The organism is Prevotella sp. P5-92, assembly GCF_002251245.1.
GTDB lineage: Bacteria > Bacteroidota > Bacteroidia > Bacteroidales > Bacteroidaceae > Prevotella.
This window is the reverse complement of record NZ_NPJG01000115.1, coordinates 1-25,921: the sequence shown is the minus strand read 5'-3', so window position 1 is coordinate 25,921 and position 25,921 is coordinate 1. Positions and strand designations below refer to the sequence as shown.

At 49.3% G+C, this 25,921-nt stretch carries 23 protein-coding genes, 1 tRNA gene and 1 pseudogene; 15 read left to right on the top strand and 10 right to left on the bottom strand.

What is annotated here, in order from left to right:
• Positions 1–294: 294 nt before the first annotated feature.
• A complete protein-coding gene (locus tag CIK99_RS11840) occupies positions 295–1,275 on the bottom strand; it encodes an ROK family protein (RefSeq protein WP_094381708.1) in 981 nt (326 codons plus the stop codon).
• A gap of 129 nt (positions 1,276–1,404) precedes the next feature.
• Here CIK99_RS11840 and CIK99_RS11835 point away from each other — a divergent pair, with 129 nt between their 5' ends.
• From CIK99_RS11835 to rpe, 8 genes are all read left to right on the top strand, one after another.
• On the top strand, positions 1,405–2,073 hold the full coding sequence (locus CIK99_RS11835) for a LysE family translocator (RefSeq protein ID WP_094381707.1): 669 nt from the start codon (positions 1,405–1,407) through the stop codon (positions 2,071–2,073).
• An 18-nt stretch (positions 2,074–2,091) separates the two neighbouring features.
• Complete coding sequence (locus CIK99_RS11830; RefSeq protein WP_094381706.1) at positions 2,092–2,634, top strand: DUF4924 family protein; 543 nt, start codon at positions 2,092–2,094, stop codon at positions 2,632–2,634.
• Positions 2,635–2,684: 50 nt separating this feature from the next.
• Complete coding sequence (gene rfbD, locus CIK99_RS11825; protein WP_094381705.1) at positions 2,685–3,533, top strand: dTDP-4-dehydrorhamnose reductase; 849 nt, start codon at positions 2,685–2,687, stop codon at positions 3,531–3,533.
• Positions 3,534–3,626: 93 nt separating this feature from the next.
• Positions 3,627–5,195, top strand: coding sequence for a peptide chain release factor 3 (locus CIK99_RS11820; protein WP_094381704.1), 1,569 nt, complete (start codon positions 3,627–3,629; stop codon positions 5,193–5,195).
• Positions 5,196–5,206: 11 nt separating this feature from the next.
• Positions 5,207–5,776 carry an L-threonylcarbamoyladenylate synthase gene (locus CIK99_RS11815; RefSeq protein WP_094381703.1) on the top strand — a complete coding sequence of 190 codons (570 nt, stop codon included), beginning with the start codon at positions 5,207–5,209 and terminating at the stop codon, positions 5,774–5,776.
• 2 nt (positions 5,777–5,778) lie between these two features.
• Entirely contained in the window at positions 5,779–7,581 is a 1,803-nt protein-coding gene (locus CIK99_RS11810) for a chloride channel protein (RefSeq protein ID WP_094381727.1), read from the top strand.
• A 16-nt stretch (positions 7,582–7,597) separates the two neighbouring features.
• Positions 7,598–8,578 carry a methionyl-tRNA formyltransferase gene (fmt, locus tag CIK99_RS11805; RefSeq protein WP_094381702.1) on the top strand — a complete coding sequence of 327 codons (981 nt, stop codon included), beginning with the start codon at positions 7,598–7,600 and terminating at the stop codon, positions 8,576–8,578.
• 207 nt (positions 8,579–8,785) lie between these two features.
• On the top strand, positions 8,786–9,433 hold the full coding sequence (gene rpe / locus CIK99_RS11800) for a ribulose-phosphate 3-epimerase (RefSeq protein ID WP_094381701.1): 648 nt from the start codon (positions 8,786–8,788) through the stop codon (positions 9,431–9,433).
• A 27-nt stretch (positions 9,434–9,460) separates the two neighbouring features.
• Here the strand turns inward: rpe and CIK99_RS11795 are convergent, their stop codons facing one another.
• Positions 9,461–10,048 carry an RNA polymerase sigma factor gene (locus tag CIK99_RS11795; protein ID WP_094381700.1) on the bottom strand — a complete coding sequence of 196 codons (588 nt, stop codon included), beginning with the start codon at positions 10,046–10,048 and terminating at the stop codon, positions 9,461–9,463.
• 376 nt (positions 10,049–10,424) lie between these two features.
• Here CIK99_RS11795 and CIK99_RS11790 point away from each other — a divergent pair, with 376 nt between their 5' ends.
• The 5 genes and pseudogenes from CIK99_RS11790 to CIK99_RS11770 all read left to right on the top strand — a co-directional run bounded on the left by CIK99_RS11790 (position 10,425) and on the right by CIK99_RS11770 (position 16,143).
• Positions 10,425–11,297 carry a hypothetical protein gene (locus CIK99_RS11790; RefSeq protein ID WP_094381726.1) on the top strand — a complete coding sequence of 291 codons (873 nt, stop codon included), beginning with the start codon at positions 10,425–10,427 and terminating at the stop codon, positions 11,295–11,297.
• Between the two features lie 21 nt (positions 11,298–11,318).
• Positions 11,319–12,765, top strand: a pseudogene (locus tag CIK99_RS11785) (TolC family protein).
• Positions 12,766–12,770: 5 nt separating this feature from the next.
• Positions 12,771–13,757, top strand: a complete 987-nt coding sequence (locus CIK99_RS11780; RefSeq protein WP_094381699.1) for an HlyD family secretion protein — start codon at positions 12,771–12,773, stop codon at positions 13,755–13,757.
• A gap of 4 nt (positions 13,758–13,761) precedes the next feature.
• Complete coding sequence (locus CIK99_RS11775; protein WP_173805361.1) at positions 13,762–14,943, top strand: ABC transporter permease; 1,182 nt, start codon at positions 13,762–13,764, stop codon at positions 14,941–14,943.
• An 18-nt stretch (positions 14,944–14,961) separates the two neighbouring features.
• Positions 14,962–16,143 carry an ABC transporter permease gene (locus CIK99_RS11770; protein ID WP_094381698.1) on the top strand — a complete coding sequence of 394 codons (1,182 nt, stop codon included), beginning with the start codon at positions 14,962–14,964 and terminating at the stop codon, positions 16,141–16,143.
• On the opposite strand, the gene CIK99_RS11765 is transcribed toward CIK99_RS11770, so the two are convergent.
• The 8 genes from CIK99_RS11765 to mazG form a co-directional block, all read right to left on the bottom strand.
• Positions 16,088–16,561, bottom strand: coding sequence for a hypothetical protein (locus tag CIK99_RS11765; RefSeq protein ID WP_254047797.1), 474 nt, complete (start codon positions 16,559–16,561; stop codon positions 16,088–16,090). The two genes, CIK99_RS11770 and CIK99_RS11765, sit on opposite strands and share 56 nt — an antisense overlap.
• Positions 16,562–16,614: 53 nt before the next feature.
• Positions 16,615–17,025 (bottom strand): hypothetical protein, encoded by a 411-nt coding sequence (locus CIK99_RS11760; protein ID WP_094381697.1) that lies wholly within the window; start codon positions 17,023–17,025, stop codon positions 16,615–16,617.
• Between the two features lie 43 nt (positions 17,026–17,068).
• The gene (locus tag CIK99_RS11755; RefSeq protein WP_094381696.1) at positions 17,069–17,629 is read right to left on the bottom strand and encodes an RNA polymerase sigma factor; all 561 of its coding nucleotides are present in this window, start codon (positions 17,627–17,629) and stop codon (positions 17,069–17,071) included.
• Between the two features lie 18 nt (positions 17,630–17,647).
• Positions 17,648–19,243 carry a L,D-transpeptidase family protein gene (locus CIK99_RS11750; RefSeq protein WP_094381695.1) on the bottom strand — a complete coding sequence of 532 codons (1,596 nt, stop codon included), beginning with the start codon at positions 19,241–19,243 and terminating at the stop codon, positions 17,648–17,650.
• Complete coding sequence (locus tag CIK99_RS11745) at positions 19,243–19,557, bottom strand: T9SS type A sorting domain-containing protein (RefSeq protein ID WP_094381694.1); 315 nt, start codon at positions 19,555–19,557, stop codon at positions 19,243–19,245. The genes CIK99_RS11750 and CIK99_RS11745 overlap by 1 nt, the downstream gene beginning before the upstream one ends.
• Before the next feature lie 95 nt (positions 19,558–19,652).
• Positions 19,653–20,573 (bottom strand): ribonuclease Z, encoded by a 921-nt coding sequence (locus tag CIK99_RS11740; protein ID WP_094381693.1) that lies wholly within the window; start codon positions 20,571–20,573, stop codon positions 19,653–19,655.
• Between the two features lie 9 nt (positions 20,574–20,582).
• Positions 20,583–21,191: a lipocalin family protein gene (locus CIK99_RS11735; RefSeq protein ID WP_158215980.1), complete on the bottom strand. Its 609-nt coding sequence runs from the start codon at positions 21,189–21,191 to the stop codon at positions 20,583–20,585.
• Between the two features lie 13 nt (positions 21,192–21,204).
• On the bottom strand, positions 21,205–22,080 hold the full coding sequence (gene mazG, locus CIK99_RS11730; RefSeq protein ID WP_094381691.1) for a nucleoside triphosphate pyrophosphohydrolase: 876 nt from the start codon (positions 22,078–22,080) through the stop codon (positions 21,205–21,207).
• A gap of 97 nt (positions 22,081–22,177) precedes the next feature.
• On the opposite strand from mazG, the gene CIK99_RS11725 reads away from it, so the two are divergent.
• Positions 22,178–24,868 (top strand): valine--tRNA ligase, encoded by a 2,691-nt coding sequence (locus CIK99_RS11725; RefSeq protein WP_094381690.1) that lies wholly within the window; start codon positions 22,178–22,180, stop codon positions 24,866–24,868.
• Between the two features lie 86 nt (positions 24,869–24,954).
• Positions 24,955–25,029, top strand: a tRNA-Arg gene (locus CIK99_RS11720).
• Positions 25,030–25,921: the final 892 nt, after the last annotated feature.

Here is a 25,921-nt window from a genome sequence, read left to right as displayed (position 1 = left end):
TATTTCAAACAGAGAAAGGAATGGTAAGGTAATATTAAGAAGATAACATTATTTAACTCATTTTGAGGAGAGGGGAGTATGAGAAGAATGGGAAGTTAAAGAAGAAGTTTCCTTGAGCGAAGCGAAAAAAGGAAGTTAAAGAAGTTAAGGAAGTTAAAGAAGTTAAAGACGTATGTGTAAGCCAAGAAAACTCCCGAACGGAAGCGAAAAGACTATTGTCTTTAACTTCCTTAACTTCTTTAACTTCTTTAACTTCCTTAACTTCTTTAACTTCCTTAACTTCCTAAATTGAAGTTACTGTATGTCCCATCCTATGGCACTTGCGCCGAGCACGGCAGCCGAAGCACCATCGAGACCGCTTACGAGGAACTGAGCCTTGCCTTTGAAGATTGGCAACACATGTTCGTCGTATGCTTTCTTGATAGGATTCATTATCAGGTCGCCAGCTTTGACAAGACCGCCGAAGAAGATGAAAGCCTCGGGACTGCTGAATGCAGCAAAGTCGCAGCATGCCTCACCAAGCATCTTACCGGTAAACTCAAATATCTCGTTAGCCACCTTGTCGCCCTTGCCAGCTGCAATGCTCACGTCGAGCGAGGTAATCTTCTCTGGGTCGAGCTCACGCAGCAGCGACGGCTCTTCTGTCTGCTGGAGTATCTCGCGAGCAGTGCGTGCCACACCTGTTGCAGAACAGTATGCCTCAAGGCAACCAGTACGACCGCATCCGCAGGCTCGGCCCTCTTTGCCACGAACCATGGTGACATGACCAAGCTCACCAGCCATACCGTCAGAACCATATACAAGCTGACCGTTGACGACAACACCTGAACCCACTCCAGTACCAAGAGTGATGACGATAAAGTTCTTCATACCCCTCGCCACGCCATAAGCCATCTCGCCGATAGCAGCCGCATTGGCGTCGTTGGTCATGGCTACAGGAACGCCGAGACGGTCGCTGAACATCTTTGCCAACGGTACGATACCCTTACCCCATACGAGGTTCGGAGCATGTTCAATGCATCCTGTGTAGTAGTTGGCATTAGGAGCACCAATGCCCATCGCCTTAATCTTCTCTATGCCTCCTACCTGGTCGATGATAATCTGCAAAGCGTCAATCGATGCGTTGACATAGTCTTCCACATTATTGTATCCCTGTGTCTTGATAGCAGTGGTTGCCTTAATGTCTCCTCGACTATCTACGATTCCAAAAACTGAGTTAGTTCCACCCAGATCCAAGCCGATGACATACGGCTTCATTAAAGGTTGTGCGTTCATTATTTTATCAATATTTTTATTATAGTTATCTGATTTTGATGGCAAAGTTAGAAAAAATATGCGAAGAAACAAAGATTTTGCCAAAAAAACTTGTGTGTTTACCAAAAAATTTGCAATTTTGCACTCGTTATGCCGTTTCAAATACATATAGACATACTTAATTTCATCTATAAGGGGATGTTAATTGGGTTGATTGCATCGGCACCGATGGGGCCGGTGGGAGTGCTTTGCGTCCAGCGAACATTGAATAAAGGTCGTTGGTATGGATTCATTACGGGCATAGGTGCTGTGGTCAGCGATCTCATCTACGCTGCCATCACTGCCTATGGCATGAGCTATGTGATGGACGTGTTGAACAACCAGCAGACAAGAATGTATCTGCAGATTGTCGGAAGCGTACTGCTTCTCGTCTTCGGACTTTATACCTACAAGTCCGACCCCACAAAGAAGATACACAACTCGGGCAACGGGCGTGGCACATTATGGCATAATGGAGTCACCGCCTTCCTCGTCACCTTCTCCAATCCTCTCATCATCTTCCTCTTCCTGGCAAGCTATGCCCAGTTTGCCTTCGTCATGCCCAACCACCCGTTTGAGATGGTGGTGGGATTCCTCAGCATCATCTTCGGTGCCTTGCTGTGGTGGTATGGACTCACATGGCTCATCGACAAGATACGCGGTAAGTTTGACGCCAACGGCATACGACTCATCAATCAGGTGATAGGTTCAGTGGTGGTGTTGTGCTCCATCATTATGTTCTTCGGTACGGTGACCAACCTTTACCGTTTTTTCAAGTAATCATTTTATATATAAATAATGTATATAGCTCAAGAACTAAGAAAGAAAAACATTGCCGAATACATCTTGTACATGTGGCAGGTGGAAGATACCATACGCGCCTTCGGCTGTCAGCTGTCGAGAATAAGAAGGGAATATATCGAGCAGTTTGACTATACCGACGAGCAGAAGGAAGAAGAGACCGACTGGTTTGGCAATCTCATCAGGATGATGAACGAGGAGGGATGCCGCGAGCGTGGACATCTTCAGATAAACAAAACAACGCTGATGATGCTCGAAGACCTCCATCGCCAACTCATCGACAGCACCAAGTTCCCGTTCTATACCTCAGAATATTACAAGGTGTTGCCCTATATAGTGGAACTGCGCAACCGCGGTGCCAACAAAAAGGAAAACGAGATTGAGACTTGCTTCAACTCCCTCTATGGCGTGATGATGCTGAAACTACAGAAGAAAGACATCAGTCCCGACACGGCTCATGCCGTCAAGGAGATAACCACTCTGATAGGTATGCTCAACGACTACTATTTCAAAGACAAGAGCGAAGGACTCGAATTTTAGTGCCTTAAACTCTCGTAAAACCATAAAGTAAAACTCAAATATCTTTAAATATGAATATTCTTATCACAGGTTGCAACGGACAACTCGGCAATGAGATGCAGTTGCTCGAAAAAAACTACCATGAGTATAAATTCTTTAATACCGATGTCGCCGAACTCGACATCACCGACCAGGCTGCCATAGATCGTTTTGTCAGCGACAACTGTATCGACGGCATCGTCAACTGTGCCGCCTTCACTGCTGTTGACAAGGCAGAGACGAGCAAGGAACTATGCACCGCTCTCAATACAGTGGCTCCGGCATACCTCGCCGCTGCTGTAGAGAAACGTGGAGGATGGATCATTCAGATCTCTACCGACTATGTGTTTAACGGAAAAGGACATGTGCCTTATAAAGAAGATGATACGCCATCGCCCGACAGTGTCTATGGTAGCACAAAGCTCGCCGGCGAACTCGGCGTTGAGAAGTTCTGCCAACGCGCTATGATCATTCGAACAGCATGGCTCTATAGCACCTTCGGCAACAACTTCGTCAAGACCATGATACGCCTCGGACGTGAGCGCACAGAACTCGGTGTCATCTTCGACCAGATAGGCACTCCTACCTATGCTGCCGCCCTCGCACAGGCCATCATGACCGCCATAACAAAAGGCATACAGCCAGGAGTATATCATTTCTCTAACGAGGGCGTCATCAGCTGGTATGACTTCACCAAGGCCATACACCGCATAGCAGGCATCACCACTTGCCATGTAAAACCTCTCCACACAAGCGAATATCCTACTCCTGCCAACCGTCCCGCTTACAGTGTGCTCGACAAGACGAAGATTAAGCAGACTTACGGCATAGAGATTCCATACTGGGAAGAGTCTTTGGAGAAGTGCATCAAGAATTTGTGATGTGAGTGGTTTGGGGTAATAGAAACATTATTCTGTGGACAATAAAAAAACATCTATTGAAATAGGACTATTTCTGTAGATAAATAATGATATATGAATAAGGAAATAGAAAGAAGAAGGACATTTGCGATTATTTCGCACCCCGATGCGGGAAAAACAACACTGACAGAGAAATTCCTGCTCTTCGGCGGACAGATACAGGTGGCCGGAGCAGTGAAAAGCAACAAAATCAGAAAAACTGCCACTTCAGACTGGATGGACATCGAGAAGCAACGTGGTATCTCGGTTTCTACATCTGTCATGGAGTTTGATTATAACGACTATAAGGTAAACATACTCGACACACCCGGACACCAGGACTTTGCCGAGGACACCTTCCGAACGCTCACCGCCGTTGACTCGGCTATCATCGTGGTCGATGGAGCCAAAGGTGTGGAGACGCAGACGCGTAAGCTGATGACTGTCTGCCGAATGAGAAAGACTCCCGTCATCATCTTCATCAACAAGATGGACCGTGAGGGACGAGACCCCTTCGACCTCCTCGACGAACTCGAACAGGAACTGGAAATCAAGGTGCGACCTCTCAGCTGGCCTATCAATCAGGGGGCAAAGTTCAAGGGCGTGTATAACATCTATGAAAACAAACTCGACCTCTTCACACCCGACAAACAACGTGTAACAGAGAAGGTTGAGGTGGATATTAACAGCGACCAACTGGAGGCGCATGTGGGCGATGCCGATGCAGCCAAACTGCGCGACGACCTCGAACTCGTCGATGGCGTCTATCCCGCGTTTGACATAGAGACATATCGCGAAGCTGAAGTGGCACCGGTGTTCTTTGGTTCGGCACTCAACAACTTCGGCGTACAGGAACTTCTTAACTGCTTCGTCGAGATAGCTCCAAGTCCACGACCCACAAAGGCTGAGGAACGTATGGTGGAACCCGAAGAACCAAAGTTCACTGGTTTCATCTTCAAGATCACAGCCAATATCGACCCCAACCACCGCTCTTGTATCGCCTTCTGTAAGGTGTGCAGCGGAAAGTTTGAACGCAACAAACCCTATCTGCATGTACGTCAGGGCAAGACCGTGCGCTTCTCTTCTCCCACACAGTTTATGGCGCAGCGTAAGAGCACCATCGACGAGGCCTGGCCAGGCGATATCGTTGGCTTGCCCGACAATGGCATGTTTAAGATTGGTGACACTCTCACCGATGGCGAACAGCTCCACTTCCGCGGTTTGCCAAGCTTCTCTCCCGAGATGTTCAAGTACATAGAGAACGCCGACCCCATGAAGGCTAAACAGCTGCAGAAAGGCATCGACCAACTCATGGACGAGGGAGTGGCACAGCTCTTTGTCAATCAGTTCAACGGACGTAAGATAGTGGGCACCGTGGGTCAGCTGCAGTTTGAGGTGATACAGTATCGCCTTGAAAACGAGTATAACGCAAAGTGCCGCTGGGAACCAGTACATCTCTATAAGGCTTGCTGGATAGAGAGCGACGACGAGGCAGAACTCGAGAATTTCAAGAAACGCAAATACCAGTATATGGCAAAGGACAAGGACGGCCGCGACGTCTTCCTTGCCGACAGTGGCTATGTGCTCAGCATGGCACAAGAGGATTTCAAACATATTAAATTCCATTTTACAAGTGAGTTTTAAAGGATAACACAATGAAAGTAGAAGAGGATATAAAAAATGCTGTCGAGGTACTGAGAAAGGGTGGGGTGATACTCTATCCCACAGATACCGTCTGGGGCATAGGCTGTGATGCAACCAACGCAGAGGCAGTGGCAAGGGTATATGAGATTAAACATCGCGAAGACTCCAAGGCTCTCATCTGCCTTGTGGATAGCGACAACCGTCTCCAACGATACGTGAGACAGGTGCCACAGGTGGCATGGCAACTGTTTGACTGTGCCGACAAGCCCACTACGGTAATCCTCGACGGAGCCGTCAACCTCGCACCAAATCTCATAGCCAAAGACGGCAGCATAGCATTGAGAATAACACAAGAGGCGTTCTCCAAGGAGCTGTGCTACAGGTTCCAAAAAGCCATCGTTTCCACATCGGCGAATATATCAGGCGAACCGGCAGCGCAGAACTATCGCGACATATCGCAGGAGATTCTCGACGCTGTGGATTACGTGTGCTGGACACGACGACAGGAACACAAACCGCACAAACCGTCGAGCATCATTCGTCTCGGACAAGGTGGTGAAGTGGAGATAATCAGGAAATGAGCATGGAAGAAGTAAGACAAGAAGACATGGGAGTATTCAGACGGTTCTGCCGCTGGCGTGAGGAAAACGTCAGCGAACGGGCTTTCGTGCTCTTTCTCGCCTTCCTCGTTGGTCTGTTCTCCGCGGTCGCTGCCTTTGTGCTGCATAGCGTCATCAACCAGATTGTGGCTCTTCTCACCAGCTCTTTCGACAAGGCCAATGCCAACTGGCTCTATCTTGTCTATCCCGTCATAGGCATCTACCTCACGTCGCTCTTCGTGCGATATATCGTGAAGGATAACATCAGCCATGGCATCACACGCATCTTGTATGCCATAAGCAGCAAGAGAAGCCGCCTAAGGGGACACAACTGCTGGTCGTCGGTCGTGGCATCGGGCATCACCATCGGCTTCGGTGGTTCTGTGGGTGCCGAGGCACCTATCGTACTCACTGGTTCAGCCATCGGATCTAATCTCGGCAAGCTGTTCAATATGGACAACAAGACGCTCATGCTCCTCGTGGGCTGCGGAGCGGCTGGTGCTATAGCAGGCATCTTCAAGGCTCCTATTGCCGGTTTGGTCTTTACTCTCGAAGTGCTGATGATCGACCTTACCATGGCGTCACTCCTGCCCATACTCATCTCGTGTGTCACCGCCACCTGTTTCACCTATATCTTCAGCGGTTCCACCTCGTTGTTCATCTTCCATATCGATGGCGATTGGCCAGTGGGTCGTGTCCCTGCCAACATCCTTCTTGGTGTGTTCTGCGGATTGGTGAGTCTTTATTTCATACGCACGATGACGTTTTGTGAGAATATCTTCGCCAAGTTCAAGGACAAGCCTTACGCTAAACTCGCACTCGGCGGCACTACCCTCAGCTTGCTCATCTTCCTCTTCCCCTCACTCTTCGGCGAGGGATATAACTCCATCAACCTCCTCCTCAACGGACGCACACAAGCCGACTGGGACGGTATCATGAGCAACTCGCTGTTTGCCGGCGAGAGTCATTTCCTTATTCTCTATGTGGCATTGGTGATGCTCTCGAAGGTGTTTGCCACCTCTGCCACAAATGGCGGCGGCGGATGTGGCGGTACGTTTGCGCCCAGTCTGTTTATAGGCTGTTTCAGCGGATTCCTCTTCGCACGCCTATGGAATATATATAATGTGGGCATCTACGTACCTGAAAAGAACTTTGCTCTCCTCGGCATGGCTGGAGTGATGTCGGGCGTGATGCATGCTCCCCTTACGGGCATCTTCCTGATCGCCGAGATCACCGGTGGCTACAGCATGTTCATGCCGCTGATGATAGTCAGTGTGTGCTCTTATCTAACCATCTATATCTTCGAGCCTCATAGCATCTATGGTATGCGTCTGGCAAAGAAGGGACAGCTCATCACTCACCACACCGACCATGCCATACTCACACTGATGAGTCTTGACAGCGTCATCGACCGTAACTATATGGCTGTCGATCCTGACCTTAAACTTGGTGCCATAGTGCATAAGATAAGTCGCAGCCGTAACAGCTTCTTGCCTGTGCTTGACGCTGCTGGCGGTCTGCTCGGCGAGATCGACATCACGAAGATTCGCCATGTGGTGTTCCGTACTGAGCTCTATCATCATTTCAAGGCACGACAACTTATGACCCAACCCCCAGCCATACTCAACGATGATGATCCTATGACAGAGGTGATGAAGAAGTTCGACAACACTCGTGCCGACTGGCTACCTGTGCTCGACCACGAACAGCATCTAAAGGGTTACATCTCCCGCCAGCGCATGTATGGCATGTACCGTAAGATGGTGGCTGATATGAGTGAAGACTAATTTTTTTTATTTTGCAATGAAGAAAGAAGATCTACGTATCGTGTTCATGGGAACACCTGAGTTTGCCGTTGAGACTCTCGACGCTCTCGTAAGTAACGACTATAATGTAGTGGCCGTGGTGACACAACCCGATAAGCCCGTCGGACGGCATGGCAGCGTGTTGCAGCCGTCGGCAGTAAAACAGTATGCCGTAGCTCACGGCCTGCCCGTCCTTCAGCCTGAGAAGATGAAGGATGAGTCTTTTGTCAGTCAGCTCAAAGCCTTTGACGCCAACCTTCAGGTGGTGGTGGCCTTCCGTATGCTGCCCGAAGTGGTGTGGGCCATGCCTGAATACGGCACTTTTAATGTCCATGCCGCCTTGCTCCCACAGTATCGTGGGGCGGCTCCTATCAACTGGGCGGTCATCAACGGCGAGACACAAACTGGCGTCACCACCTTCTTCCTCGACCATGATATCGATACCGGTCGTGTTATCATGCAGTTGCCCTTCGATATCCACGACGACTATAACGTGGAGAATGTCTATGACGGACTAATGCACTTGGGAGCGGAGATATGCCTGAAGACCCTCGAACGCATTGTCGAGGCAGACGGACATCCTGCCTCTATGCCACAGGAAGAGATGATCGCCACCGGCTACCAACTGAAGGCAGCACCGAAGATATTCAAGGACACTTGCCGTATCGACTTCAATCAGTCTGCAAAGAAAGTCTATGACTTTGTCCGAGGACTGAGTCCTTATCCAGGCTCATGGACCATGCTGCGTACTGCTGAGGGGAAAGAAAGCGTACTGAAGGTGTATGCCACACGAAAGACCGACAAGGATATTGCCTCTGCTGCTGGTTCGCTCGTCGTCGATGGGCGTCGCCTTCTCGCCGTCTGTGGCGATGGAAAAGCCGTAGAACTGGTAGAAGTGCAGATGGCAGGAAAGAAACGTATGGCCGCCTCCGACTTCCTCAATGGCATGAAAACACTCGATAGCTGTAAATTAGTATAAAAAATTCTTCTTCGATACAATAAAACACATGTCTTCTGCGTTTATCTAAAAAACATCATTTATAAATCAAATAAATAAGTAAACGCCTATGAAGAAAGTTTTTACACGAGAAGAAATTCATCCCAGCGAGAGAGTGCTTGAGGTCATAAGGCTAATAGCCCGTATGTATAACATTTCAACAGTATAATAACAAGCCAAATTAAAGTAATGACAATAGTATCTCCATCGTTATTGGCGGCCGACTTCCTGCATCTCGACCGCGACATTGAAATGATTAACGCCAGCGAGGCAGAGTGGCTGCATCTCGACGTCATGGACGGCGTCTTTGTGCCAAACATCTCGTTCGGATTCCCAGTTCTCGAAGCTGTTGCGTCAAAGTGCAAGAAAGCTCTCGACGTGCATTTCATGATCGTTCATCCTGAGCAGTATATCAAACAGACTGCTAAGTTGGGAGCTATGATGATGAATGTACATTACGAGACTTGTACCCACCTTCACCGCACCATTCAGGAAATACATGATGCTGGCATGAAAGCAGGTGTTACACTCAATCCCGCCACACCAGTGTCTGTGCTTGAAGACATCATTGCCGATGTCGATATGGTACTGCTCATGAGCGTCAATCCGGGATTCGGAGGACAGAAGTTCATTGAGAACACTATTTCCAAGGTGAAACGTCTCCGTCAACTCATCGAAAGCAGTTCTTCGTCAGCTCTTATCGAGGTGGATGGGGGAGTGCAAGCCGACACAGCGCCGCGTCTTGTCGAGGTTGGTGTCGATGTGCTTGTCAGCGGCAGTTATGTGTTTAAGGCCGCCGACCCACTTGCCACCATAAGCAGCTTGCGTAATCTGTAAGTGTTGGGGTAATTGGTGTTCTTCTGATTATATCGAGAGGATATCGTATTTCTTTGCCATGCGTCTCATGTTGATGATGGCATAGTGCATCCTGCCAAGCGACGTGTTGATGCTGACCTTCGTCTGTTCGGCAATCTCCTTGAACGACTTGTCCTCGAAGAATTTCATATACACCACTTCCCTCTGTCTCTCCGGCAGTCTGTTCATCAGCTTGACGGCGTCAGCCCTCAACTGAACATCTATCATTTGAGTCTCATGGCTTTTGTCCGTGAGACTCTCTTCGTATAACATACAGAGATCGTTGTCTTTGTTGGGTTCTGAAAACAATATTCTGTTCTTGCGGAAGTAGTCGATGAGAATGTTGCGTGTTATCCTCATGATCCAATATTTGAAACATCCTAAGTTGGTATATTTCCCTTCTTTAAGACCGACAATGACCTTGTAGAAGATCTCCTGCAGAAGATCCTCAGCCTGATTCCTGTCGTTAACAACAGAGAAGATATACGAAAAAATCTTCGTATTATAGCGTTGCAGCAACTCGTCGAATGACGAATTGTTACCGTTGACATATTCGAAGACCAACTGTTCGTCGGTCTTAACACTGTCTTTATTCATTCACTTAATTTTTTATAGTTAAGTAGAATTTCTATCAATAGGCGATGTCCTTATTATACAATTAATACTATATTTCGGTGCAAAATTATATATTTATGGGCAAATGGCCAAAAACAAACGACTAAACACCACCTTATTTAACTTTTTTTATTCTTTTATTCCCTCTCTGTTCACTATCCTTCCCATGTTGTTTGCCCTTTTAAATACTTTACATTTTGGTCAATATTTCCGAAATACTCTTAATTTTAATAATGATTAGGATAAAAAATAAGACATAACGTTCGAAGAACCAATAAAATTGATTAACTTTGCACCGAAATTGGAATATTTCACAAAAAAAACAATAATAACATACGAAAATACACGAAAAAACAAAATGAACAAAAAGATTGTGTTGCCACTCGTGGCGGTCATTGTACTGCTCGTGGCAGGTGTGGCTTACCTTGCATTCAACCTCGACAAGCAAAAGAAAGCCAACCAGGAAATGCAGGAACTCGCTGACCTCGACAAAAAGGAAATGGAAAACGAGTACGAGCAGTTCGCAAGACAGTATAGTGAGATGAAGACACAAATCAACAACGACTCTATCATCGCACAACTCACACAAGAACAGATGCGCACGCAGGAACTGCTTGAGGAACTCAAACAAGTGAAGGCTTCTGACGCTCGAGAGATAGCACGTCTGAAGAAAGAACTCGCCACCGTTCGTGCAGTGCTACGCACCTATGTGCTGGAGATTGACTCGCTCAACCGTCTCAACGAAAACCTCACCGCAGAAAACACACGCGTCAAAGGACAGTATGCTGAAGCAACACGGCAGATTGAGGGACTAAGCAATGAGCGTGCCTCGCTATCGCAGAAGGTGGCTATCGCCGCACAGCTCGACGCTACTGGCATAACGATGACCCTCAAAAAGAAGAACGGCAAGGTAGCTAAGAAGATAAAGGACTGCAAGAGCATTCAGGTTGATTTCACTGTTGCAAAGAATGTTACGGCATCAAACGGCATGCGTACCTTCTATGTCCGCATCACTGCTCCTAACGGCAACACCCTCTCTGGCGGAGGCTCTTTCCAATACGAGAACCGCTCCATCGAGTGCACTATGAAGCGACAGGTGGAATACACCGGCGAGGCTCTCACCCTTTCTACCTTCCGTCAGGTTTCTGAATTTCTTGAAGCAGGAAACTATACCGTCAGCATCTTCGCCGACGGCAATATGATAGGCTCAAGGACGTTTAGCTTTAAATAAAAATACATTATCTCAACAATCATGATTTCCAAAAAGTGTCTTGTCCCAACTCTTTTGGCGGCGTGCTTCATATCTACGGCTGCCGAGGCTCAAAACATACTCTGCCTCGACAGTTGCCGACAAATGGCGCTTCGCAACAATAAGCAGATGGGAGTGGCAAGGGTGAAGATCGACATGGCAAAAAACGTGAAGAAGTCTGCACGTACTAAACTCTTGCCACAGGTCAACGCCATCGGTGGATATATGTACACGAGCAAGGAATTCTCGCTACTCAGCGACGAACAGAAAGACAATCTCGGCAACCTCGGTACCAACACCTTGACTCATGCCAGTCAGACCATTCCCGGACTCTCGCAACTGCTGCCGCAGGAGACCGCAGGTGCTCTTGCCAATATGCTCAACATGACTGGACAGGGACTTGTCGATGCGCTCCATACCGACACACGCAACATGTTTGCTGCCACTGTCCAAAGTCACACAACCGTTGTTTATGGGTGGAGCCATCATCGCCATGAACAAGATGGCAGACATTGGAGAAGTCATGGCCGCCAACTCTGCCGAAGCTCAAAAACAACTCACACTCTATAATATCGACCAGGCTTACTGGACCGTCGTCTCGCTCAAACATAAGAAGACACTGGCTGAGAGCTTCCTCTCTCTTGTCAAGAAGCTCGACAGCGACGTGAAGAAGATGATACGCGAGGGAGTGGCTACCAAGGCCGACGGACTGAAGGTCGGCGTAAAGGTCAACGAGGCTGAGATGGCCCTCACCCAGGTCGATAATGGCTTGTCGTTGGCAAAGATGTATCTATGCCAACTATGCGGATTGCCTGCTAAGTATGTCTTTGATGTTGACGACAATGTGGGCAATGTCACTTATTCTAACACACCCCAGCAGACTGCCGAGCTCAACGCCGACGCTCGTCCCGAACTGCGTGTGTTGCAGAACTCTATAGATATCAGCCGACAGACCACCAATCTTCTCAAGGCTGGACAACTGCCTAAGGTGGCGCTTGCAGGCGGATATACCGTCAGCAACCCAAATGTCACCAACAGCTTTGAAAAGAAGTTCGCCGGGCTGTGGAATGTAGGAGTCATCGTCAGCGTGCCTGTATGGAACTGGGGCGACGTGGCATATAAGGTAAGGGCTTCGAAAAATGCCACTACCATCGCCACCCTCGAGTATAACGAGGCATGCGAGAAGGTTGAACTGCAGGTCAACCAGAGCCAGTTCCGTGTTGACGAGGCGTATAAACGCCTCTCCATGGCTCAGTCTAACACTGCAAAGGCTGAAGAGAATCTACGCTGTGCAAATATTGGCTTCCGCGAAGGCGTGATGGAATCCACTGCCGTCATCGAGGCACAGACAGCATGGCTGCAGGCACAGTCGCAGAAGATAGATGCAGAAATAGATGTCAAACTTAGTCAGGTAGCTTTGTCAAAGGCTCTTGGCACTTTACACGAATAACGATTATGTCACAAGAAAAATCACAACATAGTAGCATATTACTCGCCGTCATCGGCTTTACCGCTGTGGTGGCTGTAGTGGGTGTAATAGGATTCTTTGTCCTTGGAAAGACCGACGAGTCTATTCAGGGACAGGTAGAGGTGACTGAATACAGAGTGTCGAGCAAGGTGCCCGGACGCATCCTCGAACTGAGGGTCAAGGAGGGCGACTATGTGAAGGTTGGCGACACTCTCGCCATTCTCGACGCTCCAGAGGTGAGGGCGAAGATGTCGCAAGCCATGGGTGCTGAGGATGCCGCTGCCGCCATGAGCGAGATGGCCCGCAACGGCGCTCGTCAGGAACAGGTGCGCGGCGCTTACGAACTGCTCCAGCAGGCAAAGGCTGGATTCGAGATTGCAGAGAAGTCTTACCATCGCGTACAACGTCTCTTCGACGAGGGCGTGATGAGTGAGCAGAAGCGCGACGAGGCTTTTGCCAACTATAAGGCCATGGAGGCTCAGGTCAAGGCGGCTCAGAGTCAGTACGACATGGCTCGCAACGGTGCTCGCCGTGAGGAGAGGATAGCCGCTGCCGCACAGGTTGAGAGGGCCAAGGGTGCTGTCGCTGAGGTCAGTTCGTATATCAACGAGACTGTCCAGGTGGCGCAGATGGAAGGCGAGGTGAGCGAGGTCTATCCTCGTGTAGGCGAGCTCGTCGGCACCGGAGCTCCCATCATGAGCATCTCACTCATGAACGATGTGTGGGGTACATTCAACGTGCGTGAAGACCAACTCAAGGATATCTCTATCGGAAAGACTATAAAGGCCTTCGTCCCCGCCTTCAACAAAGAGATCGACATGAAAGTGTATTATATGAAAGACCAAGGCAGCTATGCCGTTTGGAAAGCTACGAAGGCTAACGGCCAGTACGACCTTAAGACCTTCGAGGTGAAGGCGCGTCCGGTCACAAAGTTTGAGGGTCTTCGTCCAGGCATGTCGCTCGTCATCAGATAAGATTATGAAAAGTCTTCGAAGATGGCTGGTGGCTGTCTATGCCACGGCAACACGTGAGGCGCGACTATTCTCACACAATGCCATGTATGTGGTCTCGCTTGTTCTCTTCCCTGTTTTGGTGACGTTGTTTTTCACCTCTCTCATGGGCGAGGGACAGCCAGAGAATATGCCTGTCGGTGTGGTTGATCTCGACCGTTCAACCACGTCGCGTAGTCTGACCCGTCGCCTCGATGCCTTCCAGACCAGTCGTGTGGTGGCTCATTACGAGAGCGTAGAGTCGGCACGAAAGGCTATGCAGAAGGGTGAGATATATGGTTTCCTCTATATACCTTCCGGCACTGCCGACGCCCTTCTGGCCAGTCGTCAGCCAAAGATCTCGTTCTATTATACTATGACGTCGCTCACGGCCGGTTCTCTTGTCTTCCGCGACCTCAAGACCATCTCTACCCTTGGCTCGGCTGCCGTCGGACAGGCCACGCTGCGCGCCAAGGGAGCCACCGACGGTCAGACCATGGCTTTCCTCCTGCCCATCCAGGTAGATCTACACCAGGTCTCCAATCCCTACACCAACTATAATGTCTATCTCTCTACGATGTTGGCTCCTGGTGTCATCATGCTCTTTATCTTCATCTTCACCGCCTATTCCTTCGGCACCGAACTGAAGTTTGGAACGTCGCGTCAGTATCTGGCTACAGCCGATAACAATATCTTTGCAGCAGTGACGGGAAAACTTCTTCCGCAGACACTCATCAGCCTTGCCGTTGTGTATGGATATATGGCTTATGTCTATGGCGTACTGCATTTCCCGTGCGAGGGTGGGGTGGCAGTGTTGTTGCTCACAGGCCTTCTTATGGTGCTGTCGGCAGAAGGCTTCGGACTGTTTGTCTTCGGTCTCATACCGTCGCTGCGCATGTCAATGAGTATATGTTCATTGTGGGGAGTGCTCAGCTTTTCAATGGTAGGCACAGCATTTCCCGTCCCTGCTATGGACCCTTCCCTGCAGGCATTATCGTGGCTCTTCCCCTTGCGTCATTATTTTGTCATCTACCAGACATCCATCTTCAACGACTATCCCCTGTCTGACGCATGGTGGCACATTGCCTCGTTGGTCGTTTTTGCAGCTTTGCCGCTGCTTATACTTCCGCGTCTGCACCATGCCATGAAACACTATGTATATTTACCCTAACTACAGCACTTGGTCACTATGAGGATTATCGACAATATCATAAAAGGTCTTAACGATATATGTGCCGTATGGCGCGACGAGATGAAGAGCGTCTTACGCGACGAGGGCGTGCTCATCTTCTTCGTTCTCGTACCCTTGGCTTATCCGTTGCTCTATTCTTGGATCTACAACAACGAGACGGTGCGTGAGGTGCCTGTCGTAGTGGTCGATCAGTCAAACAGTGTCGAGAGTCGCCAGTTTGTGCGCATGGCAGACGCCTCGCCCGACGTGTGTGTGGCCTACCGTGCTGGCAGTATCGACGAGGCACGCCGCATTATTGCCCTTGGCGATGCCAATGGTATCTATGTCATTCCCTCTGACTTCGGCTTGCGGGTCAACCGTGGCGAGCAGACTGCCGTAGCCGTCTATTGCGACATGAGTCTCATGCTCACCTACAAAGCCATATTCCAGACCGCCACTGCAGTCACCTCGTCTATGAATGCCGACATACAGATACGTCTCTCTGGCAATACCACAGCTCGTCAGGACGAGATCACCACCAGTCCGTTATCGTTCGACGAGGTCACCCTGTTTAATCCCACGTCAGGCTACGGCTCGTTCATCCTTCCCGCTGTGCTGATGCTCATCATCCAGCAGACCCTTGTCCTTGGCATCGGCTTGTCTGCAGGCACTCGTCGCGAGGGTAGGGCCGTGTTGCCTTCTGGTCGTGCTTATGAAGGCAGCTGCCGCATAGTGTTGGGCAAGTCGTTGTGCTATTTCATGATCTACGCAGTCGTGGCGGCCTATCTCACTCTTATTGTCCCCATGCTTTTCAGCTTCACGTCGTTGCCCAATCCATGGTCGTTGGCATGGCTCATGCTTCCTTATATCCTTGCCGCCATCTTCTTCGGCATCACAGTGTCGAGCATAGTCCGCTACCGCGAGAATGTGATACTGCTTGTGGTGTTCATGTCGGTACCACTTCTGTTTGTGTCAGGAGTGTCGTGGCCACAAAGCAATATACCGAAGGTGTGGGAATGTATCTCTTGGATATTCCCGTCCACCTTCGGCATAAGGGCGTATGTAAGGCTCAACACCATGGGAGCCTCATTGTCTGATGTGCTTGTAGAATACAGGGCTTTGTGTATTCAGGTTGTGGCGTATTTCATCTTGGCATGTGTCGTTTGTCGCCATCGTTACCGTTCCTGCTCCACTTCCTGAGCATCTGTCGATGGAACTTGTCTTCCGCCATGATCACCTTAAACACCTTTGTAGCTGGCAGTATCTTCAGAAATTTCTCGTGATACTGTTGCTCTATCTTCTTTTGCTCAATGTCCATCTTGTCTTTCATCCTGATGGCATTGGCGCAGGCTTTCTCGTTGTTCATTGGAGTACGGTGAGTGCCCTTCATCGCTTCGAAAGCCTTGCGTTGCTTTTTCTTCATCTCGAGATACACGGGGAAGAACTCGGCCTCTTCTTTCTTTGTCAGCCTTGCCTCGTTAGAGATAAACTCTTTCAGATCCTTTGTGTATTTTTCTATCGAGAGGGGCGGACGCTGTTGCCCGCCACGATCGTGTTGTTGTGCCATTGCTCCAATCATTACGGAGACCAGCATTATTGAGATTATCAGTCGTTTCATATTTACACCTTATTATATATATACACGTTTCTTGGTTTGTCTGGGATCGGGTTTCACTCTTCGCTCATGCAGGCTATGATGTCTGTATTGTCGAGCATGGCAAAGTCAGCCACCTCGTCAACATAGTCGTCGTAATACTGCTCCTCCGTTGTAGTGGTGTTCGCCATCTCGTCGGCAGCCGGTTTGTTGTCTTGCTGTGCAAGATAGGCGGTGGTGCCAATGCCAATTACAGCTACGCATGCTGCCACGGCTGCCACCCTTTTCCAGAGTTTTCTCACGGTGGTGGTTTTTCTTGCCGCGCTGTGTGTCAATGTCGTCGTCATGTCTTCGGCATTGCTGTCAGCCTGGCTGTTGGGCAGTTGTGCCATCATCCTTTCGGTGAAGTTCTCGAAGTATCCTTCAGGCACTCGGAAATGATTTTCCCTTCCTGCTTTCCTGCTTATTATGTCTTCTTTATTGTTCATAATTGTTATTTTTAGGTATTTGACGAATGTATATTGAAAAGGTTTAATCTAAAGAGTGAAAATATTCTGATATTTTCTTTACGGCTATATGGTACGAGGCTTTCAGTGCTCCTACCGACGTGCCGAGTATGTCGCTGATGTCTGAGTATTTCATCTCGTCGAAATATCTCATGTTGAATATCGCCCGTTGTTTTTCGGGCAGTTGTGCTATTGCCTCTTGCAGTGCAGCCTGTATCTCGTTGCCGTCGAAGTATTCGTCTGCCGTCAGTCGGTCGGCTATCGAGAGTCCGTTGTTCACTGCGTCAGCATTGACCATGTCTATTGCTTTTTTATGTCTCACGAAGTCGATGCTGATGTTTATGGCTATGCGGTGCAGCCATGTTGACAGTTTTGAGTCTGAGCGGAAGGTGTCGAGACTGTTCCATGCTTTCAGGAACACTTCCTGCAGAAGGTCGTCGGCATCGTCGTGTACCAGCACTATACGACGTATCTGCCAATACAGTTGTTCGCTGTATAGGTTCACCATCTGTCCAAACGCCTCTCTCCTTGTCTCGGGTGCTGCGAGGCGTGTGCATAGTTGTTTCTCGTCGTATATCTCAGTCATTTGAATCTTTTGTTGGGTTTATCTTTTAGTAAATGGTCTCAGTTCTCTTCTCATCACTGCGTCGAAGCCGTATATGTCGGCATATTCCTTCCATCTGCCGTCGGCGTTTTTGTCCAGTGTCTGATATACTATAAATACTGGCACCTTGGGGTTGATCGTCTTTGAGTTTATCAGCTTTCGTGTCCTTGTGGTGTCGCGCACGTATGCCTTCCCTTTATTAGTTTGTGGTTCGAGGTCCATCGATATCCTTATGCGGTCGAGTGTCCATTCGTCGGCATCGTCGCCGAGCAAGAAACAAGCCAGGTCGAATGGCCGCTCCACTCTTACGCATCCGTGCGACACGCTTCTCACCGTCTGGTTGAAGAATCGTCGGCTCGACGTGTCGTGCAGATATACCGAGAACTTATTGTCGAAGCGGAAGATGATACGTCCCAATGAGTTGCCCTCGCCGCCTTCCTGCGACACTCTGTAAGCTCCGCTGCGCAGCATCTGTGCCGTCACGATGCTTGGGTCGAGGCGTTTGCCAGTCTCGCGTTCCACAATGAAGTATCGTCGAGCGTTGAAGTACCTTGGGTCTCCGGCATGTGGAGCCACGTCTTTCTTTATGATGCTCATCGGTATGTTCCACAGAGGGTTGAGGTCCATACGGCTTATCTCGCTTGTGAGCAGCGGTGTCTTGGTCTTTTTCGATCCGCATCCTATCTTCATCGTCATCACCGAGTCGGCCGAGTAGGCGTAGAGCATGAAGGCAGGTATGTTCACCACCACCTTCTTGCCGTTGGTGTCTTCTGCCTTCTTCGTGCGCCACCGGTGGCGCTCCATATTACTGAGCAACAGCCATCTGCGGTGTTCTGATGTCGTTTCGCCTAACTGTCTCTGCAGTTCTTCGAGTGTGGCATCATGTGGTTGTACCAAGCGCAGAAAGCGTCCGAGGCTCTCGCCGTCTCTCAGTGCCAAGGCGTTGGCGTAGAAGGCGTCGTCGGGTCGTTCTATGGGTATGTCGAAGAGGTGACGGTATTCGGTCACCCGTTTTGTACTGTCGTCGTGTGCCGGGTCGAGGCGGTTAAGGTAGTGAAAGGGATTGGTATATCCGTAACGTTGTCCCGTGGCGTATCTCAGCAAGGCTTTTGTGGCGAGATATTCCAGTCTTGCGGCAGTGTGGTTTATGTCGTTGCCTTTGTCTGCGAAGTCGAGGCTTTTCATCCGTGTGGCGTCGGTCTCTATGGTATTTACAAAGAAGGCATCGGTAGTGAATCCTATTTCTTCCACCGTCTTCAGGTAGCTGAGCAGCGTGTCTATACGGCTGTCAATGCCATAGCGGTCTATCCATACTGGACGGAACGTGTCGCGGTAGAGCCTACGTGTGGTGCGGTCGGTCTGTGTCGTGTCGTGGTCGGCGCGAGCCATTTGGCTTGTCAGCTGCGCTACCTTCTCTATGTCGAGCGTATAGCGGCTGTCTCTGAAGTTTGAAAATGCCTCAAGTGATATGTCCTTATATGGGTTTGTGCTATTGTCTTTACATGACGAGAGAGCATAAGGTACTAAAACAGAGAAAGCCATGCCGTGGAGCATGGCTATAATAAAATGCCTTATATACCTTGGTCGTGTTCTCATTAAGAGACAGATACTTTTCTAACGACTTTATCGACCTTAAGGATGTAGCAGCCCTTAGGCAAGTTGAGCTCTACACGCTGCACGTCGTTATCCACCCTTACCTTCATCACCGGGCGTCCTGTCAGCGAGGTCACTTCGAGAGTCTTTCCCGCTGCTCCCTCAATGGTGGCGGCGTTGTGAACGACAGTAATCTTCACCTCGCGTTCGTCAATGTTCGACGCTACGTGTGCTTCTGCTGTCATAGCGTCTGCTACAACAGGAACGGCAAAGGTGGCGGCAGCTGCCAATAAAATGGTATATAGTTTTCTGTTCATTTCTTTCTTTTATTGTATATTGTTTCTGCAAAGATAGGGATTTTTTTGTTTATAACAAAATATTTCGTCAGTAAAAATGCAATATTTTACATATTTTAATTAAATATCTCTATCACCATCCCCTCATTTGCAAGAATCGTGTTTGAGAACACTTCTTTTGCTTCTTTCAGCATCTGTGTCTCGTTGTCGTATCGTGCCGAGTAGTGGCCTAATACGAGCTGTTTTGCCTTTGCTTCCTTGGCTATGGTAGCTGCTTCTGAGGCGGTGCTGTGGAAGTGTTTGCGTGCCCTGGCCCGTTCGCTGTCGGCATACGTTGACTCGTGATATATCGTGTCGGTTCCTTCCACCATTGGCACTATGTCGGGCTTGAACGTGGTGTCGCTGAGGTAGGCGTACGACCGTGGCGGTTCGGCTGCTTCGGTCAGTCGGCTGGCTGGTATCACCTCTCCGTCGGGCGATGTCCAGTCCATGCCGTTCTTAATGTTGTTTATCTGACTCACTGGAATGCCATACATGTCTATCATGTCGCGCCTTATATGCGGCAGCGACTGTTTCTCGGCAAAGATAAAGCCGCAGCAGGGTACACGGTGCTCAAGGGGTACGGTGGTCACGGTGAGACTGCGGTCTTCGTATATCACCTCGTGGCGTGTAGGGTCGATGGCATGCATCACCACCTCATACTCTAATCCCTGGCAGAAGTAGTCTATCTGACTCTGTAGCAATGGCTTTAGGTCGGCATGTGCATAGATGTGGAGTGGGGCGGTGCGTCCTAACATGCCGAAGGTGGAGATCATGCCAATCAGTCCGAAGCAATGGTCGCCGTGAAGGTGTGAGATAAACACGTGTCCTATCTTCGTGAATCTAATCTTCGAGCGTCGTAGCTGTGCCTGCGTGCCCTCGCCGCAGTCAATCATAAACTGCTTGTCGCGTATCTCCACAATCTGCGACGAGGGGTTGTGCCGCAGTGTGGGTAGCGCACTGCCGCATCCTAAGATATATACCTTGAAAGGAGTCATGTCAAAATTTTATTTTTTCCTCCCGTATTCGAATCGGTCTTCGGGTCCGAAGAAGATGAGCGAGTCGGCGTCGAGCTTGTCCAGGGTGTAGGTGTTGGTCTCCTGTTCGTCGCCGCCTCCTTCACGCACGAGTGTTATCTCCAGCTTGCCGTCGATTATTCTCCATGTCTTGAAGATTATCACGGGCTGGTTGATGCTCTCTGCTATACCGCCGTCTTTTATCGAGATGCCGAGTATCGAACTGCCGTCTATAGGGTTGGGCATGAGCCAGTTGCCCATCAGTGTCGATTCGTTTATCACCACTTCTGGGTTCATGGTCTTCTTGTCGAGATAAACGGCCATGCGGTCGCCCACGCTATATCCTCCAAACACCTTGTTGTCTTCTTTTGCCTTCTCGAGAGCGATGTTCAGGGTGTCGCCGGTGTCGGTGTATAGCTCGAGTGTGTTCATTGCCGATCCGTCACCGCAGATGCCATATACCATGGCAAGTGTATTCTGCTCCACTGCGATGGTGTCGCCCTCGTCAGCGGGTGCGGTGTTGGTCTTGTTGTTGTTGCCACACTGTGTCATCATGCCTGCCATTACGGCCACGACAGCAAAATTAAGTATTCTTTTCATAATGTTCATTATTTTATTGGTTTCTGATTTCTTCTTCTTTCTCTTTGCTCTTTGCTTCATTCCACAGCTGGTCCATTTCGCCGAGAGTCATGTCTTTCAGCGGCTTCCCCATTTTTATGCTGTGCTCCTCGATATAGTTGAAGCGGCTTATAAACTTCCTGTTCGAGAGTTCAAGGGCAGTGTCGGGGTTGAGATGATAGAGTCTGCCGGCGTTGATCACACTGAAGAGGAAGTCGCCAAACTCGCGAAGGGCATTCTCCTTATCGCCTTTCTCCAGTTCCACCTCCAGTTCGCCGAGTTCTTCCCTCACCTTGTCCCACACGTCGCCGGCATCCTCCCAGTCGAAGCCCACATTGCGTGCCTTGTCCTGTATGCGGTATGCTTTTATCAGCGAGGGTAGGGCGTCAGGCACTCCGGCGAGGACGCTCTTGTTGCCGTCCTTCTCCTTCAGCTTTATCTGTTCCCAGTTTTCTATCACCTGCTGCGCCGTGGTGGCACCCTGCATGTCGCTGTCGCTGCTGCCCTCGGGCTGGTATGGCAATGGGCGGGGCTCAGGAGCTCCCACCTGCGAGGGGTGGTAGATGTGTGGATGACGGAAGATGAGCTTGTCGGTGAGCTTGTCGCACACGTCGGCAATGTCAAACTCCCCCTTCTCGCTGCCTATCCTCGCATAGAAACACACATGCAACAGTACGTCGCCAAGTTCCTTACATATATTGGGCTGGTCGGCCTTCATCAGGGCATCGGCAAGTTCAAAGGTCTCCTCAATGGTGTTGGGACGAAGACTCTCGTTAGTCTGCTTCTTGTCCCACGGACATTTCTCTCTAAGATTGTCTAAAACGTCCAATAAACGGCCAAAAGCCGCCATTTTTTCTTCTCTTGTGTGCATAATATTAAAATTTCCGTGCAAATATAATAATTTTCCGCGGAAATTTAGTAATTTTGCCACGTTTTTTAAAACGAATTATTAAATAAGCTATATATAAATGGAAATTCAGAGCAAATATGACCCACAATCGGTGGAGTCGAAATGGTATCAGTATTGGCTTGACAACAAGCTCTTCAGCAGCAAGCCCGACGGACGCGAACCATACACTATCGTCATTCCGCCGCCAAATGTCACAGGTGTGCTGCACATGGGACACATGCTTAACAACACTATTCAGGACATCCTCGTGCGCAGAGCACGCATGGAGGGTAAAAACGCATGCTGGGTGCCTGGCACCGACCATGCTTCCATAGCCACCGAGGCTAAGGTGGTGAAACGTCTTGCCGAAAAGGGAATAAAGAAACACGACCTCTCGCGCGACGAGTTCCTCAAGCACGCTTGGGACTGGACTCACGAGCATGGCGGCATCATCCTCAAGCAGCTGCGCCGTCTTGGTGCATCGTGCGACTGGGACCGCACGGCATTCACCATGGACGAGAAGCGTTCGGAGAGTGTCATCAAGGTTTTTGTCGATCTCTACAACAAGGGATATATCTACCGCGGACTGCGCATGGTGAACTGGGATCCGAAGGCACAGACTGCCCTCAGCAACGAAGAGGTAGTATATAAAGACGAGCAGTCGAAACTCTACAACCTCAAGTATTACCTCTCTCCTGAGTTCCAGGGCGAGATAATTGAACCTAAGGAGGGCGAAGTGGTGCATAAGGACGAGCGCGGATACTACGCCGTGGTGGCTACCACACGACCTGAGACCATCATGGGCGACACCGCCATGTGTATCAATCCCAAGGATCCAAAGAACCAGTGGCTCAAGGGCAAGAAGGTCATTGTGCCTCTCGTGGGACGTGTCATCCCGGTCATCGAGGACCGTTATGTGGATATCGAGTTCGGTACAGGATGTCTGAAAGTCACTCCTGCTCACGACACCAACGACTATATGCTTGGCAAGACCCACAACCTCGAGACTATCGACATCTTCAATCCCGACGCAACCATCTCTAAGCAGTCGCCACTATATGTGGGAATGGACCGCTTCGACTGCCGCCGACAGATAGCCATCGACCTCCAGGAGGCAGGACTCATGGAGCGTGTGGAGGATTATAATAATAAGGTGGGATATTCTGAGCGTAATGCCGATACGGCCATCGAACCGCGTCTCTCGCTCCAGTGGTTCCTTAAGATGCAGCACTTTGCCGATATAGCCCTGCCTCCAGTCATGGAGGGTGAGATGAACTTCTATCCCGCAAAATACAAGACCACATACAAGAACTGGCTTGAGAACATTCAAGACTGGTGTATCTCGCGTCAGCTGTGGTGGGGACACCGCATCCCAGCATATTTCTATGGCGACAACGACGAGTATGTTGTTGCCGAGACTGCCGAGAAGGCTCTCGAGTTGGCCCGTGAGAAGAGCGGCAATGCTGCACTCCAGCTCTCCGACCTCCGTCAGGATGAGGACGCCCTCGACACATGGTTCTCTTCTTGGCTCTGGCCTATCTCTCTCTTCGATGGCATCAACAATCCCGGCAACGAGGAGATTAACTATTATTATCCCACCAGCGATCTTGTCACCGGGCCCGACATAATCTTCTTCTGGGTGGCTCGTATGATCATGGCAGGCGAGGAGTATATGGGCAAGTTCCCGTTCAAGAACGTGTATTTCACTGGTATCGTCCGCGACAAGTTAGGACGAAAGATGTCTAAGTCGCTCGGCAACTCTCCTGACCCTATCGAGCTCATTGAGAAGTTTGGTGCCGACGGCGTGCGTATGGGTATGATGCTCTCAGCTCCAGCCGGCAACGACATCCTCTTCGACGAGAGCTTGTGCGAGCAGGGACGAAACTTCAACAACAAGATTTGGAACGCCTTCCGTCTCGTAAAGGGGTGGGCCACTACCGACGCTCCTCAGCCCGAGGCAAACAAGATTGCCGTTGAGTGGTTTGAGGCAAAGCTCAAGGAGACCAATGCCGAGATCGACGACCTGTTCAAGAAGTACCGCATCTCCGAGGCACTCATGGCTGTCTATCGCCTGTTCTGGGACGAGTTCTCAAGCTGGTATCTCGAAATGGTGAAGCCAGAATATCAGAAGCCTCTCGACCAGGCCACCTACGATGCCACTCTCCGTTTCTTCGAGGTGCTGTTGAAGATGCTCCATCCGTTCATGCCGTTCATCACCGAGGAGTTGTGGCAGAACATCTACGACCGTCAGCCAGGCGAGTCCATCATGCGCGACAAGCTCACAGTGGCAGTTCCCGCAGAGTCTGACATTCGTCTCTGTGCCGACATCGAGTTGCTGAAGCAGGTAGTTGGCGGTGTGCGCACCGTTCGCAACCAGAAGAACATCTCTCCACGTGAGGCCCTTTCGCTTCAGGTGGTAGGTAGCGAAGTGCTCTCTGCCTACGACAGTGTCATCACCAAGATGGCAAATCTCTCTGCCATCAATGTGGTGAGTGAGAAAGACTCCACAGCAGCCGCCTTCATGGTAGGTACCACAGAGTATGCCGTTCCTCTTGGCGACAAGATTGATGTAGCCGCAGAGATAGAGAAGGCCAAGGCTCAGCTGAAGCATCTTGAAGGCTTCCTCGCCGGCGTGCGCAAGAAGCTCTCCAACGAGAAGTTTGTAGCTCATGCTCCCGAGGCTGTCGTTGCCCTTGAACGCAAGAAAGAGAGCGACTCTCTCGAGAAAATTGCTGCCTTAAAGGAGACAATAGCGTCTCTTAAAGGATAAAATATCAACAAATGGTAAAAAAATGGCGAAATAATTTGCATATCTCGCCATTTTTTACTACCTTTGCACCCGCAAATATTTAAAGGGGTTCCGTAGCTCAGTTGGATTAGAGCAACGCCCTTCTAAGGCGTGGGTCTAGGGTTCGAATCCCTACGGAATCACTTGGGGGTCATTTACGACCCCCTTTTTTTGTATCTATTAGTCAACGAATTGTTGTATAAGATGTTACCAGTTAACCGGTAACAAGTTAACTATTTCACGGTTGTTAACATTCGAATTTTCTCACCCACACACTGCTTCCACTCTCAAAGGCCATAAGAGGAAGGGATGGCGGCAGGGTGGCGTTTTGCTACCACGTGAGGAAAAAATAAATTCCACGCGTGGTAGCAATATTTTAGTCGTGAGAGAGGGGGAACGGGGAAAGTTACCAGTTAACCGTTAATAAGTTAACTTGTAAGCTTCTTCTGCAATTTAGTTGAAGAGCACATGTTCCAGTATAAGTCAGGTAATCAGTTGCTAACTGAATAGGGTAATCAGTTGCTAACAGAATAGGGCAATCACTTGTCAACTGAATAGGGCAATCAGTTGTCAACTGAATAGGGCAATCAGTTGTCAACTGAATAGGGCAATCAGTTGTCAACTGAATAGGGCAATCAGTTGTCAACTGAATAGGGCAATCAGTTGTCAACTGAATAGGGCAATCAGTTGCTAACTGAATAGGGCAATCAGTTGTCAACTGAATAGGGTATTAAAGTTTCCCACACCTAAAAGAAGTGGTTGAAATTGCTACTAAGCCTTTATCCCATTTATTGGGAACAGACTTCTCGTTCTTTGAAAATATTGAAAAAAATCTGAGGATAAATAACAGATTGTCAATTATTTGTTGTATCTTTGTAAGGGTCAAAAACAAGATATTAAACAAAAAATCAACAATCTGTTATGAATGCAAAATTAAGTCATTTTTCTGAATTATCCAACTTTTTGAGTGAAAAATCTTCTATCTGCAATGATTTTCTGTCATTATTGGACAGATTCAAGCTTGGACAGTCACTT